15 protein-coding genes are annotated in these 16777 nt (G+C 67.3%); 3 read left to right on the plus strand and 12 right to left on the minus strand.

The features are described 5' to 3' along the window. Positions 1–312: 312 nt before the first annotated feature. The gene (gene lexA / locus RCH21_RS14585; RefSeq protein WP_442784722.1) at positions 313–1023 is read left to right on the plus strand and encodes a transcriptional repressor LexA; all 711 of its coding nucleotides are present in this window, start codon (positions 313–315) and stop codon (positions 1021–1023) included. A gap of 142 nt (positions 1024–1165) precedes the next feature. Here the strand turns inward: lexA and RCH21_RS14590 are convergent, their stop codons facing one another. Beyond that, the gene (locus tag RCH21_RS14590; RefSeq protein ID WP_326965000.1) at positions 1166–3247 is read right to left on the minus strand and encodes an ATP-dependent DNA helicase; all 2082 of its coding nucleotides are present in this window, start codon (positions 3245–3247) and stop codon (positions 1166–1168) included. Beyond that, positions 3240–4835, minus strand: a complete 1596-nt coding sequence (gene hflX / locus RCH21_RS14595) for a GTPase HflX (RefSeq protein WP_326965001.1) — start codon at positions 4833–4835, stop codon at positions 3240–3242. Before hflX ends, RCH21_RS14590 begins: the two co-directional genes overlap by 8 nt. Before the next feature lie 122 nt (positions 4836–4957). Here hflX and RCH21_RS14600 point away from each other — a divergent pair, with 122 nt between their 5' ends. After that, positions 4958–5569, plus strand: a complete 612-nt coding sequence (locus RCH21_RS14600) for a class I SAM-dependent methyltransferase (RefSeq protein ID WP_120148099.1) — start codon at positions 4958–4960, stop codon at positions 5567–5569. Between the two features lie 36 nt (positions 5570–5605). Here RCH21_RS14600 and dapF read toward each other — a convergent pair whose 3' ends face one another. The 6 genes from dapF to RCH21_RS14630 form a co-directional block, all read right to left on the minus strand. Further along, complete coding sequence (gene dapF, locus RCH21_RS14605) at positions 5606–6571, minus strand: diaminopimelate epimerase (protein WP_326965002.1); 966 nt, start codon at positions 6569–6571, stop codon at positions 5606–5608. 4 nt (positions 6572–6575) lie between these two features. After that, positions 6576–7487 carry a tRNA (adenosine(37)-N6)-dimethylallyltransferase MiaA gene (gene miaA, locus RCH21_RS14610; RefSeq protein WP_326965003.1) on the minus strand — a complete coding sequence of 304 codons (912 nt, stop codon included), beginning with the start codon at positions 7485–7487 and terminating at the stop codon, positions 6576–6578. Further along, a complete protein-coding gene (miaB, locus tag RCH21_RS14615; RefSeq protein WP_442784720.1) occupies positions 7484–9031 on the minus strand; it encodes a tRNA (N6-isopentenyl adenosine(37)-C2)-methylthiotransferase MiaB in 1548 nt (515 codons plus the stop codon). The genes miaA and miaB overlap by 4 nt, the downstream gene beginning before the upstream one ends. A 55-nt stretch (positions 9032–9086) precedes the next feature. Beyond that, positions 9087–10061, minus strand: a complete 975-nt coding sequence (locus RCH21_RS14620; RefSeq protein WP_326965005.1) for a regulatory protein RecX — start codon at positions 10059–10061, stop codon at positions 9087–9089. A 5-nt stretch (positions 10062–10066) separates the two neighbouring features. Continuing rightward, entirely contained in the window at positions 10067–11110 is a 1044-nt protein-coding gene (recA, locus tag RCH21_RS14625) for a recombinase RecA (protein ID WP_120148103.1), read from the minus strand. 202 nt (positions 11111–11312) lie between these two features. Further along, positions 11313–11531, minus strand: coding sequence for a DUF3046 domain-containing protein (locus RCH21_RS14630; RefSeq protein ID WP_120148104.1), 219 nt, complete (start codon positions 11529–11531; stop codon positions 11313–11315). An 85-nt stretch (positions 11532–11616) separates the two neighbouring features. On the opposite strand from RCH21_RS14630, the gene RCH21_RS14635 reads away from it, so the two are divergent. Then, positions 11617–12126: a MarR family winged helix-turn-helix transcriptional regulator gene (locus RCH21_RS14635; protein WP_120148440.1), complete on the plus strand. Its 510-nt coding sequence runs from the start codon at positions 11617–11619 to the stop codon at positions 12124–12126. 54 nt (positions 12127–12180) lie between these two features. On the opposite strand, the gene RCH21_RS14640 is transcribed toward RCH21_RS14635, so the two are convergent. From RCH21_RS14640 to RCH21_RS14655, 4 genes are all read right to left on the minus strand, one after another. Further along, positions 12181–12621, minus strand: a complete 441-nt coding sequence (locus RCH21_RS14640) for a helix-turn-helix domain-containing protein (RefSeq protein WP_120148105.1) — start codon at positions 12619–12621, stop codon at positions 12181–12183. Between the two features lie 121 nt (positions 12622–12742). Then, complete coding sequence (locus RCH21_RS14645) at positions 12743–13270, minus strand: CinA family protein (RefSeq protein ID WP_326965006.1); 528 nt, start codon at positions 13268–13270, stop codon at positions 12743–12745. 7 nt (positions 13271–13277) lie between these two features. Beyond that, positions 13278–13865, minus strand: coding sequence for a CDP-diacylglycerol--glycerol-3-phosphate 3-phosphatidyltransferase (gene pgsA, locus RCH21_RS14650; protein WP_120148107.1), 588 nt, complete (start codon positions 13863–13865; stop codon positions 13278–13280). Between the two features lie 9 nt (positions 13866–13874). After that, entirely contained in the window at positions 13875–16754 is a 2880-nt protein-coding gene (locus RCH21_RS14655; protein WP_326965007.1) for an FtsK/SpoIIIE family DNA translocase, read from the minus strand. Positions 16755–16777 lie beyond the last annotated feature (23 nt).

Raw genomic sequence — 16777 nt, forward strand, 5'->3', positions numbered from 1 at the left:
TTATTTCTAGCACCTGTGAACGACCATTGTCGAGACTCGGTCGAACATATGTTTGAAAAGTGCTCCGGTCTGTCCTAGCGTGAACACGACAGGACATCATCGGTCGAAGCTGCTGCAACCCCGCAGCTGCGCCCCTGATGTTCTCCAGACAACCACCCGCCACTGACAAAATGGCTCCTCGGTCCTCGAGGAGCTGGACGGCGGGGATGACGGGACGGACAGTCCCAGGCGAGAGGCGCAACAGTGGCGGAACCAACACCGGCGGCCCGACAGGAATCGAACATCGCTGACGTCCGGACCGGCGCCGTCCCCCTGACCGCCGCTCGTGGCCGGCCTCGTGGCCGCTCGGTGTCGAAGGGCCTGACTGCGCGTCAGCTGACGATCCTGGAGACCATCCAGCGCTCGATCGCCGACAAGGGCTACCCGCCCTCGATGCGGGAGATCGGGGACACCGTGGGATTGGCGAGCCTCTCGAGCGTCACCCACCAGCTCTCGCAGCTCGAGCGTCTGGGGTACCTCCGGCGCGACCCCAAGCGGCCCCGTGCCATGGAGGTACTGCTCCCCCTGACGCTGCCGTCCGAATCATCCGGTGATTCGAGCACCCTCTCGACGGAGCAGCGGCTCTCCGCGGAGCACCGGGTGGCAATGGACACGGCACTCGTCCCGCTCGTCGGCCGCATTGCGGCGGGTGGACCGATCCTCGCCGATCAGGTCGTCGAGGACGTCATGCCGCTCCCCCGCCAGCTCGTGGGTCATGGGGACCTCTTCATGCTCAAGGTCTCGGGGGACTCCATGGTCGACGCCGCGATCTGCGACGGCGACTGGGTGGTCGTCCGCAGGCAGCAGAGTGCGCAGAACGGCGACATCGTCGCTGCCCTGCTCGATGATGAGGCGACGGTGAAGACGTTCCGCCAGCGGGACGGGCACACCTGGCTCCTTCCGCAGAACACGCGCTACGAGCCCATCCTCGGTGACCATGCGAGCATCATGGGGAAGGTCGTCTCGGTGATGCGCGCGCTGTAGGAAGCAGGTACTGGTGGGAGGACGCCCGGGTAGGGCATGACTCCCAGAAGGGCGCGCTGCAGTCCCAGGACCGCGGCGCCCTTCGTGTTGCCAGGAGGAGTGCGGCCGGGAGGTTCCTCCTTCACCCCCACGAGCGGAGCGATCAGCGTCCGGAAAGCCTTTCGAGGATGCCCGTGACCGTCGCCCTGTCCGTCGTCGCCCAGAAGGGCGGTAGGGCCGCGCGAAGGAATCCTCCGTATCTCGCCGTCGCCAGGCGGCTGTCCAGGACGGCCACGACTCCCCGGTCCCCTGTCGCCCGAATGAGGCGACCGGCGCCCTGCGCCAGCCGAACGGCTGCATGGGTCGCGGAGACGCTCATGAATCCGTTGCCGCCATTCCGGGCGACGTCCCGGGTGCGCGCCGTCATGAGTGGATCGTCAGGACGCGGAAAGGGGATGCGGTCGATCACGACGAGACGGCAGGACTGACCCGGCACGTCGACGCCCTGCCACAGGGACATCGTGCCGAACAGGCAGGTATCCGGCTCGTCGGAGAATTGCGTGACCAAAGCGTTCAGCGAGGATTCCCCCTGGCACAGGATCTCGAAGTCGACTTTCGGGCGAAGCGCCTCCGCGGCTTCCTCCGCGGCCCGCTTGGAGGAGAACAATCCCAGCGCTCCCCCGCGGGAGGCCTTGAGGAGGGTCAGTAATTCTTCGAGTTGCGCGTCCGATGTCCCGCGGTCCGGCTTCGGCAGGTCCTTCGCCACGTACAGGACCCCTTGGCGCGGGTAGTCGAACGGGCTTCCGACATCGATACCGGTCCAGGCCGGGGCACCCGGACCGCTCAGTCCGAGCGAACCCGCCACGGGGCCGAATTCGGATCCGATGGCGAGCGTCGCCGATGTGAGGATCACCGTGTGACCCTCGAAAAGGCCCTCCCGGAGCCGCCCGGCGACCGAGAGCGGCGCTACGTTCAGCGTCGCGGGTGCGCTCTCGTCCGGCTGCGAGTAGCCCGATCCGGGCGTGAAGCTGCTGGGTCGGGACGCCCACACCACCTCCTTGAGATCGGACGCCGCGAGGATCCGCTCGGCGAGCTCGAAAACGAGGGTGACCCGTGACCGGGCCATCTGTCGGCCGCCGTCGGCGTCGGCTTCGGACTTACCGTCCGTCTTCGTATCGGAGAGAGCTGCGCGCGATGCGTCGCGGACCTGCACCAACGCCTGCTCGAGATCATCCGGAAGCCCACCCGGCAGGAGGCCGGAGGTGACCAGCTCGGCGGCCGCCTCGAATGCGGTGGCGGCGGTATCGAGGGCGGTCGTGCTGATGGAGGCATGCCGGCGCAGGCCGGTGGCGGCAGCGCCGACCATGGAGGGGGAAAGCTGACCGGACACGGCGCCCGTCACCCGGTCGTGCAGCTCGTGCGCCTCGTCGATCACGACGACGTCGTACTCCGGCAGCACGGCCAGGCCTTCGAAGGCGCTGATCGCAAGCATCGCGTGGTTCGTGATGATGATGTCGGCGTCGGCGGCGGCGGAACGCGCCTTCTCGCTGAAGCACGCCTGGGCCGCGGGACAGCGGGCAGCACCGAGGCATTCCATACTGGACACCGACACCTGGCGCCACGCCCTGTCGCTCACCCCCGGCAGGAGATCGTCGCGATCGCCCGTCGTCGTCTCTTCCGCCCACTCGCGCAGCCGGACCACCTCCCTGCCCAGCGCGGAAGCGGGAGCGTTACCTCCGACGGCTGGAGATGGATGGGGAACAGCGTCCTCGCCGAGGCTGAAGAGCGCGTCCGGAGCGTCCTCCTCGGGGAAGCCACCTCCGGTCTTGTGGAGGCAGACATAGTTGGATCGCCCCTTGAGCAGCGCGATGTCGACCGGTCGGGCCAGTGCCGGCTGCACGGCTTCGAGCAGGCGCGGCAGATCCCGACCGATGATCTGCGCCTGCAGCGCAAGAGTCGCCGTGGACACGATGGACGGGCGGTCGCTATCCATGGCGTGCGCGATGAGCGGCACCAGGTAGGCGAGTGATTTGCCCGTTCCGGTTCCGGCCTGGACGAGCAGGTGACCGCCCGAGTGGATCGCCTCACTGACCTGCCGCACCATCTCGTGCTGGCCGGAACGCATCTCGCCGCCCATTGCCGATACGGCCGCATCGAGCAGCTCGAGCGCCTGCCGCGATTCGGGTGAGGGGCGTACCGCGTCCGGCGCCGCTACGGCTGCGCCGGACCGCGTGCTGTCACTCATGCCTGATGTACGGCTCCAACTCGGCTGCCAGGCCCTCGCGGACCATCACTTCGAGGCGGGTTCCTTCGTCGACATGATCCAGGCCGAGGATCTCCACGTCCTCCTCGTGCAGGCGGCTCAGGATCTCACCGTGCTCGTAGGGCACGAGGAGATCGAGTTTCACGCCGGGACGCGGGATGTTGGTGCTGATCAGCTGCCGGAGCTCGGTCAGGCCCGCACCTGTGCGAGCGGACACGACGACGGTTCGAGGCTCCCGCTGCCGAAGGCGCTCGATGACGAACGGGTCGGCGGCGTCGGCCTTGTTAAGCACGATGATCTCGGGGATCTTCCGCGCATCGACCTCGGTGAGCACGGCACGGACAGCGGCGATCTGCCCCTCGGGGTCAGGATGCGAGGCATCCACGACGTGCAGGATGAGGTCGGAATCGGCCACCTCCTCCAGCGTCGAACGGAAGGCTTCGATCAGCTGCGTGGGCAGCGAACGGACGAACCCGACGGTGTCGGCCAGCGTGTACCCGATCCCATCAGGCGTCTCCGCCTTGCGGACCGTAGGATCGAGCGTCGCGAACAGCGCGTTCTCGACGAGCACCCCGGCGTCCGTGAGCCGGTTGAGCAGGGAGGACTTTCCGGCGTTCGTGTACCCGGCGATCGCGACGGACGGTACCTGGTTCCGCCGCCGGTTCGAGCGCTTGGTCTCGCGGGCAGGCTTCATCGCGGTGATCTCGCGCCGCAGCTTCGCCATGCGGGTACGGATCTTGCGTCGGTCGAGCTCGATCTTCGTCTCACCCGGGCCGCGCGACCCCATGCCCGCGCTTGCGCTACCGACCTGGCCGCCGGCCTGGCGGGACATCGACTCACCCCAGCCTCGAAGCCTCGGCAGGAGGTATTCGAGCTGCGCCAGTTCGACCTGCGCCTTGCCCTCGCGGCTCTTGGCGTGCTGCGCGAAGATGTCGAGGATCAGGGCCGTCCGGTCGATGACCTTCACCTTGACGATGTCCTCGAGGCCGCGGCGCTGCGAAGGGGACAACTCGCTGTCCACGATGACCGTATCGGCTCCCGTGGCCTCGACGATCGTCTTCAGCTCCTGGGCCTTGCCCGAACCGAGAAAGGTTCCGGGATCCGGCTTGAGGCGACGCTGGACGATACCGTCCAGCACCTCGGAACCGGCGGTCTCGGCCAGCGCAGCAAGTTCCTGGAGCGAGTTCTCCGCGTCCTGCGCGGTGCCCTCACTCCAGATGCCCGCAAGCACGACCCGCTCGAGCCGGAGTTGCCGGTACTCGACCTCGGTGACGTCCTCGAGCTCCGTGGAAAGGCCTGCGACGCGACGGAGGGCACGCCGCTCCTGGAGGTCCTGCTGGTCGCCGTCGGCCTCCGACGGTCCGTCCTCACCCGACAGCGCGAGTGCCCGTGATCGCCAGGTCTTCTCGGTCGGTGTCTTCTCGCCCGGCGCCGCTCCCTGGTCGGGTGCTGTCCCCTTCTTCGACTTCGCTACGGCAGCTTCGTCGCTGGCGAGGATCCGATCGATGACAGCCTGGATCTCCTCCGGGCCCATGTCGGCTCCGGTGGAGTGTCCGTTATTCGTGGTCATAATCTCCCTAGTAATCTGTTCCTCAATTCTACGTCCGCCGGAGTCGGCATCGCAGCCTCTTCTCCCAGCGCGAAATCGGGACCGAACGGGCTTGTCACGCCGCTGCCGCTAGGCTTTCCTTCATGGAGTCCCAGCACTATTTCAGCGCGCAACCGTCCGGACCGGACACGCGCAAACCCCTTTCCGTCGTCCTTGCCGGCGAACGGCGGGAACTCGTCACGTCCTCGGGTCTCTTCAGCCCCGACGGAGTCGACAAGGGGACGGCCATCCTCCTCGACACCGTGCCGGCCCCTGAGGGCTCGCGACTTCTCGATATCGGTTGTGGCTGGGGCCCGATCGCCCTTACCATGGCGCTCGCGTCACCGGATGCGGAGGTCTACGCCATCGATGTCAATGAGCGGTGCATCGCGCTCACTGCCGAGAATGCACAACGCCTCGGCCTCGACAACGTCACAGCAGGCACCCCCGACGACGTCGACCCGTCCCTCCAGTTCGACACCATCTGGTCCAACCCCCCGATCCGGATCGGCAAGCAGGAGCTGCACGCGCTGCTGCTCCGCTGGCTGCCCCGACTCGCTCCGGATGGACGCGCGTGGCTCGTGGTGCAGAAGAACCTCGGCGCCGACTCGCTCCAGCGATGGGTCGCGGGAGAGCTCGGCGAGGGGTTCACCGTGCGTCGGGCGGAGACGTCGAAGTCATTTCGGATCATCGAGGTGCACCGGGTCGTCGCCTGAGGCGTCCGCTGCCTTCGGAAGGCCCGCAGCCCATGGCTAGGCCCCGGGCAGCAGGATTCCCTCCGCTACGAGGACGGCCGGCCCACTGAGCTGGACGTGCTCGCGGCCTTCGGGTCCGTCGAAGAACGTCACGCCGACGATACCGCCGGGTACGGTCACGAGCCATTGGGCCGGTGCTCCCTCGCCGGCCCAGAACCGCGTGGCTGCAGCTGCAGCACACGCGCCGGTTCCACAGGACTGCGTCTCGCCGACACCCCGCTCATGGACGCGCATGGTCAGCCGGCCGACGCCGTCCTCCCCTACCAGCGGGTCCGCTGGAACGACGAGCTCGACGTTGGTGCCCTCGGGGGGCAGGGGCCGGACGGCCGGTGCGCTGTGCAGTTCGGTGCGGTCGAGCTCTGTCTGTTCAGCCAGCGCGACGACGGTGTGCGGGTTGCCCATGCTGATGGACAGGGCCGGACGGTCGACGTCGAGCCCCCCGATCGCGACGAGGGAGTCCGTCCCGCGCGCGATGGCAGCCTCCGGCACGATGAATTCCCAGGGGCCCATGTCGACGGCGTAGCCATCACCCGACCGGGTGACCCGCTTGACGCCGGCACGCGTCCCGATCGCCAGTTCGCCGCCCTCCGGGAGCTCGGCTGCCGACCTGGTCAGGAGGAAGTGCGCGAAGACGCGCACTCCGTTTCCGCACATCTCGGATACCGACCCGTCACCGTTGCGGTAGTCCATGAACCACTCCGCACCGGGGTCCGTCTGCAGGAGCGCGCGACCCTCGGGCAACGCGGACGACCGGACTGCGCGGATGTAACCATCCGCGCCGATACCGCGGTGGCGGTCGCACAGGGCCGCGACGAACGCGGCGTCCGTCGGCGCCTCGCCCTCGGGATCGAGCGTCAGGACGAAGTCGTTACCCGTTCCGTGGCCCTTGGTGAAGGACAGCCGGGAGGACTGCTGGGTGGGGCTTGCCGTGGGGGCTGCGGTGTCGCCGCGGAAGTCGGTCACCGTCCTAGGATAGGTCCCCGGAGCTGCGCACGAGCCCAACGGCTGTCTCGACGATTTTCGGCTCCTGCCAGTCCAGCCAGTCGACGCGCGGGTCGCCGCGGAACCAGGTGAGCTGGCGTCGGGCGAAACGACGGGTGGCGCCGATCGTGTCCTCGATCGCTTCCGATTCGGTCAGGGCGCCGTCGAGGACCTGGAGGAACTGAACGTAGCCGAGGGCTCGGGATGCTGTCCGGCCGTTCCTCAGGCCGGCCGCTGCCAGCTGCTCGACCTCCGAGAGCAGGCCCTTCCGGACCATGCCGAGGACGCGGTCGGCGAGCCGTTCCCGCAGGAGGTCACGGTCGACGCGGAGCCCGATCTGGACCGCCGGCTGGTGGTATTCACGGCGTGGCATGAAGGCGCTGAACGGGCGGCCGCTGATCTCGTGGACCTCCAGGGCCCGGATGAGTCGACGGTCGTCCTCGATACGCGCGGCCGACACGGAATCCACGAGCCGGAGGCGTTCCCGGAAGGCGGAGCTGCCCGCATCGGCGAGCTCCGCCTCCAGCCGGGCACGGACGGCAGGGTCGGTCGGTGGGAAGTCGAGGCGATCGAGGGCCGCCCGGATGTAGAGCCCGGAACCGCCGACCAGCACAGGCACACGGCCGCGACCGCGGATCGCGTCGATGCTGCTCCGGGCCTCCTGCTGATAGGCCGCGACGCTGGCTTCCTCCGTGATATCGAGGACATCCAGCAGATGGTGTTCGATCCCCTGCCGCTCCTCCGGTGGGAGCTTGGCCGTGCCGATGTCCATGCCGCGGTAGAACTGCAGGGCATCAGCATTGATGACCTCGCCGTTCAGCCGTTGCGCGAGCGCCACGCCGAGGTCGGACTTGCCGGAACCCGTAGGGCCCACGACGGCGATGACCGGCAGGGTCAACGAGCGTTCCCCCGCACGGGCAGCGCCGGCATTCCCAGCGAGACCGCGCGCGGGGCGCCGTCCGACACGGCGGGGACGCTGCAGGATTCGGCCTGACTCCTGTCCCAGGCATCGCCCGCACGGGATCGACGCAGGGAGTACTGCCCGGGCATCGGATCGGACAGCAGGTGGAAGGATGCCGCCTCGGTGATCAGTAGCGTGACGACATCACCCGGACGCGGGGTCCCCGCTCCCTCGGGTACGGAGAAGTGGACCAGACGCTGGTCACGGGCCCGCCCGGTGAGGCGATGCGTCTCGCTCCCCTTGCGGCCCTGCTGGTCGGTGACGAGCACCTCGACCAGTTTGCCGACCTGACGTGCGTTCTCCTCACGCGCGATCCGATCCTGGAGAGCGGTCAGCCGCTCGAAGCGTTCCTGGACGACGGCCTTGGACAGCTGATCGGGCAGGTCGGCCGCAGGGGTGCCCGGGCGCCTGGAGTACTGGAAGGTGAACGCTGTCGCGAAGCGGGACTGTTCGACGACGTCGAGCGTCGCCTGGAAGTCCTCCTCGGTCTCCCCGGGGAAACCGACGATGATGTCGGTCGAGATGGCGGCATCCGGCATGCGTTCCCGGACGCGCTCCAGGATGCCGAGGAACCGGGAGGAGCGGTAGGACCGGCGCATGGCCTTGAGGACCCGGTCCGAACCCGACTGCAGGGGCATGTGCAGTTGGGGCATCACGTTCGGCGTCTCTGCCATGGCGTCGATCACGTCGTCGGTGAAGGCTGCCGGGTGCGGGCTCGTGAAGCGCACGCGCTCGAGCCCCTCGATGGAACCGCAGGCGCGTAGGAGCTTGGCGAAGGCACCCCGGTCCCCGAACTCGACGCCGTAGGAGTTGACGTTCTGTCCGAGCAGGGTGACCTCGACGGCGCCGTCCGCCACGAGCGCCTCGATCTCGGCGAGGATCTCGCCGGGCCGCCGGTCGCGCTCCTTGCCCCGGAGCGCGGGGACGATGCAGAACGTGCAGGTGTTGTTGCAGCCGACGGAGATCGAGACCCAGCCCGCATAGACGGATTCACGTCTGGTCGGAAGCGTGGACGGAAAGACGTCGAGGGACTCGAGGATCTCCAGCTGAGCTTCCTGGTTGTGGCGGGCCCGCTGCAGCAGGGCGGGCAATGCCCCGATGTTGTGCGTTCCGAAGACTGCATCGACCCACGGGGCCTTCGCGAGGATCGTTTCCCGATCCTTCTGCGCGAGGCAGCCGCCGACCGCGATCTGCATGTCAGGCCGTTCGTCCTTGACTGCTTTGAGCATGCCGAGGTTCCCGTACAGCTTGTTGTCCGCATTCTCGCGGACGGCACACGTGTTGAAGACGACGACGTCAGCCTGACCGTCCTCGACGCGGGTCAGGCCTGCATCCTCGAGCAATCCGGAGATGCGCTCGGAGTCGTGCACGTTCATCTGGCAACCGAAAGTCCGCACCTCATAGGTACGGGTTCCGGCAGGCTCCGGCGGGCGCGCGAAATCGCTGGTGTTGTCGAGGGGGGTGGGAAGTGTCATGCTCACACCCTTAAGCCTACGGCTGGCGCCCGGGGCGCCCACAATCGCGGCGCACGGCCCCTCACTCCGACGCTTCCGACGCCGCCGCGTCAGCCAGAACGTCCTTGACGATCGAGAAGGCACTACCCGGGTTGTATCCCTTCCGCGCGAGGACACCGACGAGGCGGCGTATCTCCTTGTCCCGCTCTGCGCGGTCGGACAGGTCGGCACCACTGCGACGCTTGCGGCGGACGACGTCACGGGCCTGCTCGAGTTCATCCTCGTCGGAGATCTGCTGCAGGGCGTCTTCCGCCAGTTCCGTATCGATTCCCTTGTCGGCGAGCTCGCGACGCAGGGATGATCTGGACAACGACTTCGCTGCGGTGCGCGTCCGTACCCACATGCGGGCGAACTCCGCGTCGTCGATCAGTTGCACCTCCTCGAACCGGTCCAGCAGCGCAGCAGCAACCGCCGGAGGAACTTCCCTGTCGGCAAGTTTCCGGCTAAGTTGCTGACGGCTCCGGGCCCCCAGGGCCAGCTGGCGCAGCATGACGGACCGACCCTCCGACGCCCACTCCTCGTCGCTCCTGGTCGCGGTGCCGTCCGCAGGATCACCGTCGATGGCCGGGGTTGAGCCGGGATACCGCCCCGCAGCATCGCCAGCGCGGTGCCTCTTCGTCCGACGGCCCCCGTCGGACGAAGGCACTGTGCCCTCGTCCGCTGTGGAAGCATCGGCCGAGGATCCGACGACAGGGCCGAAAGGATCATCGAACGGGCGACCGCCGGCGCCTCGGGGGCGTCGGCGTTCATGCGCCTTGCTCTGTCCGTTCCCGGTTTGTTGCCCCCCGCGCTTCTTGCCGGTACCGAACGACGATGAACTACCGAAGGAGGACGAGCTACCGAAGGACGAGGACGCCGAGCGTTTCAGCCCTTTGCGCTTGGAGGGAGTGCGCCCGCCCTCCGGCTCGGGACTTGGCGGCTCAGCAGAGCTGTCGGAACCGAACCGGTCGAAGGAAGCTCCCCAGCCGCCCGATGGGGAGCCGACGTCGCGTGGCATGCGGGCTACTCGCCGCTGACGGCCTTGAGCTTGGGCGCTTCCGGCTCTGCGGGCTGCACGCCGATACCCAGCTTGACCCTGATCTTCTGCTCGAGCTCGTCGGCCAGGCCGGGATTATCGATGAGGAACTTGCGCGCGTTCTCCTTGCCCTGGCCCAGCTGGTCGCCGTCGTAGGTGAACCAGGCACCCGACTTCTTGACCAGCCCGTTCTCGACTCCGACGTCGATGAGACCGCCCTCACGGGAGATTCCGTATCCGTACAGGATGTCGAACTCGGCCTGCTTGAAGGGCGGGGCCATCTTGTTCTTGACGATCTTGGCGCGGGTCCGGTTACCGACCGGATTCACGCCTTCCTTCAGGGTCTCGATGCGGCGCACATCGATACGGACCGACGCGTAGAACTTCAGTGCCTTACCACCCGTGGTGGTCTCGGGACTTCCGAAGAAAACGCCGATCTTCTCGCGCAACTGGTTGATGAAGATGGCTGTCGTCTTGGTCTGGCTCAAGCGACCGGTGATCTTTCGCAGGGCCTGGCTCATCAGTCGGGCCTGCAGACCGACATGGCTGTCACCCATCTCTCCCTCGATCTCGGCACGCGGCACGAGTGCGGCGACGGAGTCGATCACGACGATGTCGATGGAACCCGATCCGATCAGCATGTCCATGATCTCGAGTGCCTGCTCACCGGTGTCGGGCTGTGACACGAGGAGTGCGTCCGTGTCGACGCCGAGCCTCTTGGCGTACTCAGGATCCAGGGCGTGCTCGGCATCGATGAAGGCAGCAATACCGCCGTTGCGCTGGGCGCTGGCGACTGCATGCAGGGCGACGGTGGTCTTACCGGAGGATTCCGGACCGTAGATCTCGACGACCCTGCCGCGCGGAAGGCCGCCTATGCCGAGTGCCGCGTCCAGCGCGATGGAACTCGTGGAGATGGTTTCGATGGGAGCCCTGATCTCGTCTCCGAGACGCATGATCGAACCCTTGCCGTACTGCTTGTCAATCTGAGCGAGAGCTGCTTCGAGGGCTTTCTCGCGGTCTGGAGCGGCCATTCTTCACCTCGGTTTTACTCATGGCCAACAGGCCTGTTTACGTGTTCGTTCCGACTGTATTCGTCTGCGCCGACAGTTTGAGGTGAGCCTGCCGCTATGTGCACAAGAGTGCTCCGCCTCCATGGATATTCTATCCCTGTCCGAACAGATATTCGATTAATCAGTCCGCGTCCCGCGTGTTCGATCACCCGTGGAGGCACCCTCAGCGGGGCTTGATATCCCTGCCGAGCCACCGCTCCTTCGGCACGTCCTGGGCGCGACATACTGCCTCCCATACCGCCTTCGGGTCCGCCCCGGCCTTGAGGGCCTCGGCCGCGGTCCTGTCACCAAGGCGATCCACCACGAGATCCCGGGCGAGGGACCGTGAATACTGCTCTCCGAACTCGTCGTCCATCAGTCGCCAGAAGTCGCTCAACCGCATGTGGAGTTTCCTGCTTTCGTCGTCGATCGGGATCGGTGTGGTCCTGCATGGTGTCGACCCCCTCGCGGAACCCTACAATGGCCCCATGAACGCGAAGCCGAGCACCACCGAACCCGGCCCGGGCCTTGCAGCCTACCCCGGTGACGATGCAGACACAGACGCTGCCATCGAGGCCCTCGAGCAACAGCTGAGCATGCTGTGGCGACGCGCCAGGTCCAACTCCTACAAGGTGGCCCGGCGCGTGCACCCCGATATGGAGCCCGCCGCCTACGGTCTCCTCGTGATCCTCCAACGGGAGGGATCCATGCGCCTGACGGACATCGCGGCCAGCGTCGGGGTCGGCAAGCCGTCGGTGAGCCGCCAGATCGCGATGCTCGAGCAACTCGGGCTGGTTCAGAAGGAAGCTGATCCGCTCGACGGGCGCGCGCAGTCCATCTCACTCACAGCGGCAGGAACCCGCCAGCTCGAGGCGGCCCAGACGGCGCGCAAACAGGCATTCCATCAGCTGATGGAGGACTGGGAGGTCGAGGACCTGACGCGGCTCGGTACCCTGATCGCCCAGCTGAACAACACCTACACCAAGGACAACTGGTAGCAGACAGCAGGAAGGCCCGTCCCCACGGGGACGGGCCTTCCTTGTCGTGGGCGACTAGCGGTTCGTGGCCGCGAGTCCCCGACGGAAGTCGTCATTGAGTTCATCGGTCAGGTCATCCCCGAATTCCCGGGAGAACTCCTGGGGGATGGTATCCGGGATGGATACCCCTTCTGCTTCTGCCAGGCGGTCGCTGACTTCCCGCAGCATCGAGGAAAGCGGCACCTCGAGTGCACTGCAGATTGATGAGAGGAGTTCAGAGGATGCTTCCTTCTGTCCACGCTCGACCTCGCTGAGGTATCCGAGGGAAACCCTCGCACTGTGCGACACCTCACGCAGGGTACGGCCCTGGCGCTGGCGTACGTCCCTGAGGACGTCACCGATCTCATGGCGGAGAACCACCAATTTGCGCTCTTTGGGCTTGCGTTGTGCATCATCTGCCAACCCCACATCACGCCAACGGACCACGCCGTTTACGGATACGGGCTGCTTTACCATCTGTATCGCCTTGCTCCCTCATATGTGCGGCACACCGTATCGGTGTGCCCCGTGATGATGACCTGCCCGATCTGCTTGAGCTTAGATCGCCAACCATATCAACGGCCGGCAGTGTTTATAACTAACCCCGTTGACGGTTTGTTCCCTTCGAGAGCTCCTGGAGGAGCTCGATCAGGACGGCGTCGCGTGTGGCCTCCCGGACCGCGTCGCGACCTCCGGGGAAGTGGTGCTCGAATGTCGCCGTATGCGATGCCGTCGAAATCGCGGTGAAGACGGTGCCCACGGCCTTTCCCTGGTGGGCTGCGGGACCGGCGACGCCCGTGGTGGCGACGCCGATATCGGCCGCCAGCGCGAGCCGGGCACCGTTCGCCATGGCGGCGGCGACACGGGGATCGACGGCGCCGGCGGTCGCCAGCAGCTGCGCATCGACGTTCAGGAGTTTTTCCTTGACGGCGACCTGGTAGGCGACTATGCCGCCCTGGAGGACGGCCGAGGCACCCGGCACATCGGCGAGTACCGAGGCAACCATCCCGGCGGTGAGGGACTCCGCGGTGGCGATGGTGAGACCGAGTCGGGACGCGAGTGCGACGACGTCGGCCGCAGCTGCGGGCCGTTCCGTTCGCCCGGGCTCTGCTCCTCCTGCGGTCACCCTTCGCTCATCGGCGTGCACCAGCCCGAAGGCGGATCGCCTGGAGGACGTAGTCGACGCCTGTCACCACGGTGATGACGACCGCGGCTGCCATCACGGCTGCGGCGACCCACCAGGTCCACTCTCCGGCGATCGCCTGCAGCGGGATGAGGAACAGCAGGATGGCCACGGTCTGGACGACGGTCTTCAGCTTGCCGCCGCGGGACGCCGGCATCACGCCGTATCTGATGACGGCGAAACGGAGCACGGTGATGCCGAGCTCCCGCGCGAGGATGACGACCGTGACCCACCACCACAGCTCACCCAGGACGGACAGCAGGACCAGCGCGGATCCGATGAGGAGCTTGTCGGCGATCGGATCGGCGATCTTGCCGAAGTCGGTGATCAGGCCCCTGCTGCGGGCGAGGTCGCCGTCGAGCTTGTCGGTGTAGATCGCCACGACGAACGTGGCGACCGCCAGCCACCGGTACAGGCCGGAGCGCCCGTCGTCGAGCAGGAGGAACCAGATGAAGAACGGGACCAGGAGGATCCGCACGACGGTCAGGACGTTTGCGATGTTCAGCACCGGTACCGCCGGGCTCGGGGAGCTACTCACGATGTCAGGCTACCTGCCGGTGAGCTTCCAGGCGTCGGTGTCGCCGTCGTCATCGGAATCGTCCGCACCGTCATGGTATTCGGCGGCCTGCGCCCTCGACGCGAGATCGTCGGCGACGAGGTCGATCGGCGCCTGTGCCTGTGCCTGTGCCTGGCGCGGCTGCGCTGCGGGCTCGTCACCCCGCATGGCCGCGAGGACCGGCTCTAGGTCGTCCGGCTTCACCAGGACGTCGCGGGCCTTGGAACCCTCCGAGGGACCGACCACGCCACGCGACTCGAGGAGGTCCATGAGCCGACCGGCCTTCGCGAACCCGACCCGCAGTTTGCGCTGAAGCATGGATGTCGACCCGAACTGCGTGGTGACGACGAGCTCGGTGGCCTGCAGGAGGACGTCGAGGTCATCTCCGATGTCGTCCTCGATCTGCTTCTTCGGCGCCTCGACCGCGACGTCCTCGCGATACACCGCCTGGAGTTGGCCCTTGACATGCTCGACGACGCGATGGATCTCCGATTCGGTGACCCAGGCTCCCTGCACGCGCATCGGCTTCGAGGCGCCCATCGGCAGGAACAGGGCGTCGCCCTGGCCGATCAGCTTTTCGGCGCCGGGCTGGTCGAGGACCACGCGGGAGTCCGTGACCGACGACGTGGCGAAGGCCATGCGGGAGGGGACGTTGGCCTTGATGAGGCCGGTGACGACGTCGACCGACGGGCGCTGCGTCGCGAGCACCAGGTGGATGCCGGCGGCGCGTGCGAGCTGCGTGATCCTCACGATCGAGTCCTCGACGTCCCGGGGCGCGACCATCATGAGGTCGGCGAGTTCGTCGACGATGACCAGGAGGTACGGGTAGGGGCGCACGACGCGCTTGGATCCCTCGGGCGGGATCACCTTCCCGTTCCGCACTGCCTTGTTGAAGTCGTCGATGTGCTTGTAGCCGTAGTTCGCGAGGTCGTCGTAGCGTGTGTCCATCTCGCGGACGACCCACTGGAGGGCTTCGGCGGCCTTCTTGGGGCTCGTGATGATAGGCGTGATCAGGTGCGGGACGCCCTCGTACGCGGTGAGTTCCACGCGCTTCGGATCCACCATGACCATGCGCACCTCGTCCGGCGTGGAACGCATGAGGATCGAGGTGATCATGGAGTTCACGAAGGACGACTTGCCTGCACCCGTGGCACCCGCCACGAGGAGGTGCGGCATCTTGGCGAGGTTCGCGACGACGAATCCGCCCTCGACGTCCTTCCCGACGCCCATGACCATCGGGTGGTCGGTCTTGCGCGCGTTGCCGGACCGCAGTACGTCGCCGAGGGAGACGGTCTCACGATCGGTGTTCGGGATCTCGATGCCGATGGCCGACTTGCCGGGAATGGGCGAGAGGATGCGGACGTCGGAGCTCGCGACGGCGTAGGAGATGTTCTTCGACAGGGCGGTGACGCGCTCCACCTTGGTTCCGGGTGCCAGCTCGATCTCATAGCGGGTGACCGTGGGCCCGCGCGAGAACCCGGTGACCTTCGCGTCCACGTTGAACTGGTCCATGGTGTACGTCAGGGCTGCGACGACGGCGTCGTTCGCTTCCGAACGCTCCTTGGGCGGCGTGCCGGCGGGCAGGTAGTCCGACGGCGGCAGCGTGTAGGCGACGTCGCCGGCGAGCTGCAGCTGCTCAGTGCGCTGCGGGATAGGCGTCGGCGGCATCTGGGGCTGCACCGGGGTGGAGGGAACGATCAGGGCCTTCGCGGCCGGGACGAGATCGATCGCCTCGGTGGCGCCTTCCGGTGCCCGCTCGGGAGCCTCGGCAGGCGGGACGCGGACGGCGTTCGACCGCTTGAGCTCCTCTGCGGCGAGCTCCTGCTTGGTGGGGCGACGGACACCGGCCGGTACTGCGGCCTCGGCCTCGCGGGCGCGGCGTTCCTCGTCCTCGATGACGGCACGTTCGAACGCCTCGTCGCCCACATAGCCGTCGGCGTCGTGCCCGGAGTGCTCGCCGTCGAAGGGGGCCTCCTGCCGATCCTTGCCGAACAGCCGCTTGCGGCGCTTCGGCTCCGGCTTCGCCGTTGCGCCGTGCGCCTCGTACAGGTAGCTCTGGTCGTGGCCGTCCGCGCGGCGATGGGCGGCGTCGTCGTCGGGGTCCTGGCCCATCAGGTGCTCGTAGAGCGTGCGCAGGCGGGATGGGATGTGGCGGAAGGGGGTGGCCGTGACGATGAGGATGCCCAGGAAGATCGCCATGACCAGAAGGAGTGCTACCGGCCACGCCGTGAGGATACTGCTGAGCGGTCCGGCGACCAGGAAGCCTGCGACACCCCCGGCACGCCACAGCGCATCGAGTCCGTCCGAGAGGCCGGGCCGGCCCCCGACCAGGTGGGCGATGCCGGATCCTGCGAACAGGATGGCGAGCTGCCCGATGGCGATGCGGTTGTTGGCGCGATGGCGCTCCGGGTAGCGGAAGAGCCGGACGGCGCCGATGCCGAGCATGAACGGGAGGAGCAGTGCCATCCAGCCGAACGTTCCGCCGGCCACAGCGTGCACGACATCGGCGGGCGTTCCGGTCAGGGCCCACCACTCGACGGCGGCGATGGCCAGGGCCGACAGCAGGAGGAAGAAACCGGAGCCGTCACGGCGGAGCTCGCGATCGGGGTTGACGTCGTGCCCGAAGGTGCGGACCCCCGACGCGACAACGCTCGCCATGCCCATCCAGACGGCCCGCAGCGCCCTCAGGGGGAAAGCCGGACCGTCCTCGTGCTGAGGCTCCGGGGCGACCGGGACCGGACGGGTCTTCGCCGGCGTGCGGGCGGTTCCGTTCGTCGGCGCCTTGCTCCGGCCTGTGCCCGCAACGGCGGACGCTCCCTTGCTGCGGGTCTGTTGCCGGCCCCGCGGGGCAGGGGACGTTCGAGTGGCCATGATCTTCACGGTACCCGACCGAT

It is taken from the genome of Arthrobacter sp. PL16 (assembly GCF_035985055.1).
GTDB classification, from domain to species: Bacteria; Actinomycetota; Actinomycetes; order Actinomycetales; family Micrococcaceae; genus Arthrobacter_D; species Arthrobacter_D cheniae.

Excerpts from the sequence above, each read along its gene's own strand:
- RCH21_RS14630 (WP_120148104.1), bottom strand. The coding sequence starts at position 11,531 with ATGCGGTTGAGCGACTTCTGGCGACTGATGGACGACGAGTTCGGAGAG.
- RCH21_RS14620 (WP_326965005.1), bottom strand. The coding sequence starts at position 10,061 with ATGCCACGCGACGTCGGCTCCCCATCGGGCGGCTGGGGAGCTTCCTTC.
- RCH21_RS14640 (WP_120148105.1), bottom strand. The coding sequence starts at position 12,621 with ATGGTAAAGCAGCCCGTATCCGTAAACGGCGTGGTCCGTTGGCGTGAT.
- RCH21_RS14635 (WP_120148440.1), top strand. The coding sequence starts at position 11,617 with ATGAACGCGAAGCCGAGCACCACCGAACCCGGCCCGGGCCTTGCAGCC.
- hflX (WP_326965001.1), bottom strand. The coding sequence starts at position 4,835 with ATGACCACGAATAACGGACACTCCACCGGAGCCGACATGGGCCCGGAG.
- RCH21_RS14655 (WP_326965007.1), bottom strand. The coding sequence starts at position 16,754 with ATGGCCACTCGAACGTCCCCTGCCCCGCGGGGCCGGCAACAGACCCGC.
- recA (WP_120148103.1), bottom strand. The coding sequence starts at position 11,110 with ATGGCCGCTCCAGACCGCGAGAAAGCCCTCGAAGCAGCTCTCGCTCAG.
- RCH21_RS14590 (WP_326965000.1), bottom strand. The coding sequence starts at position 3,247 with ATGAGTGACAGCACGCGGTCCGGCGCAGCCGTAGCGGCGCCGGACGCG.
- RCH21_RS14600 (WP_120148099.1), top strand. The coding sequence starts at position 4,958 with ATGGAGTCCCAGCACTATTTCAGCGCGCAACCGTCCGGACCGGACACG.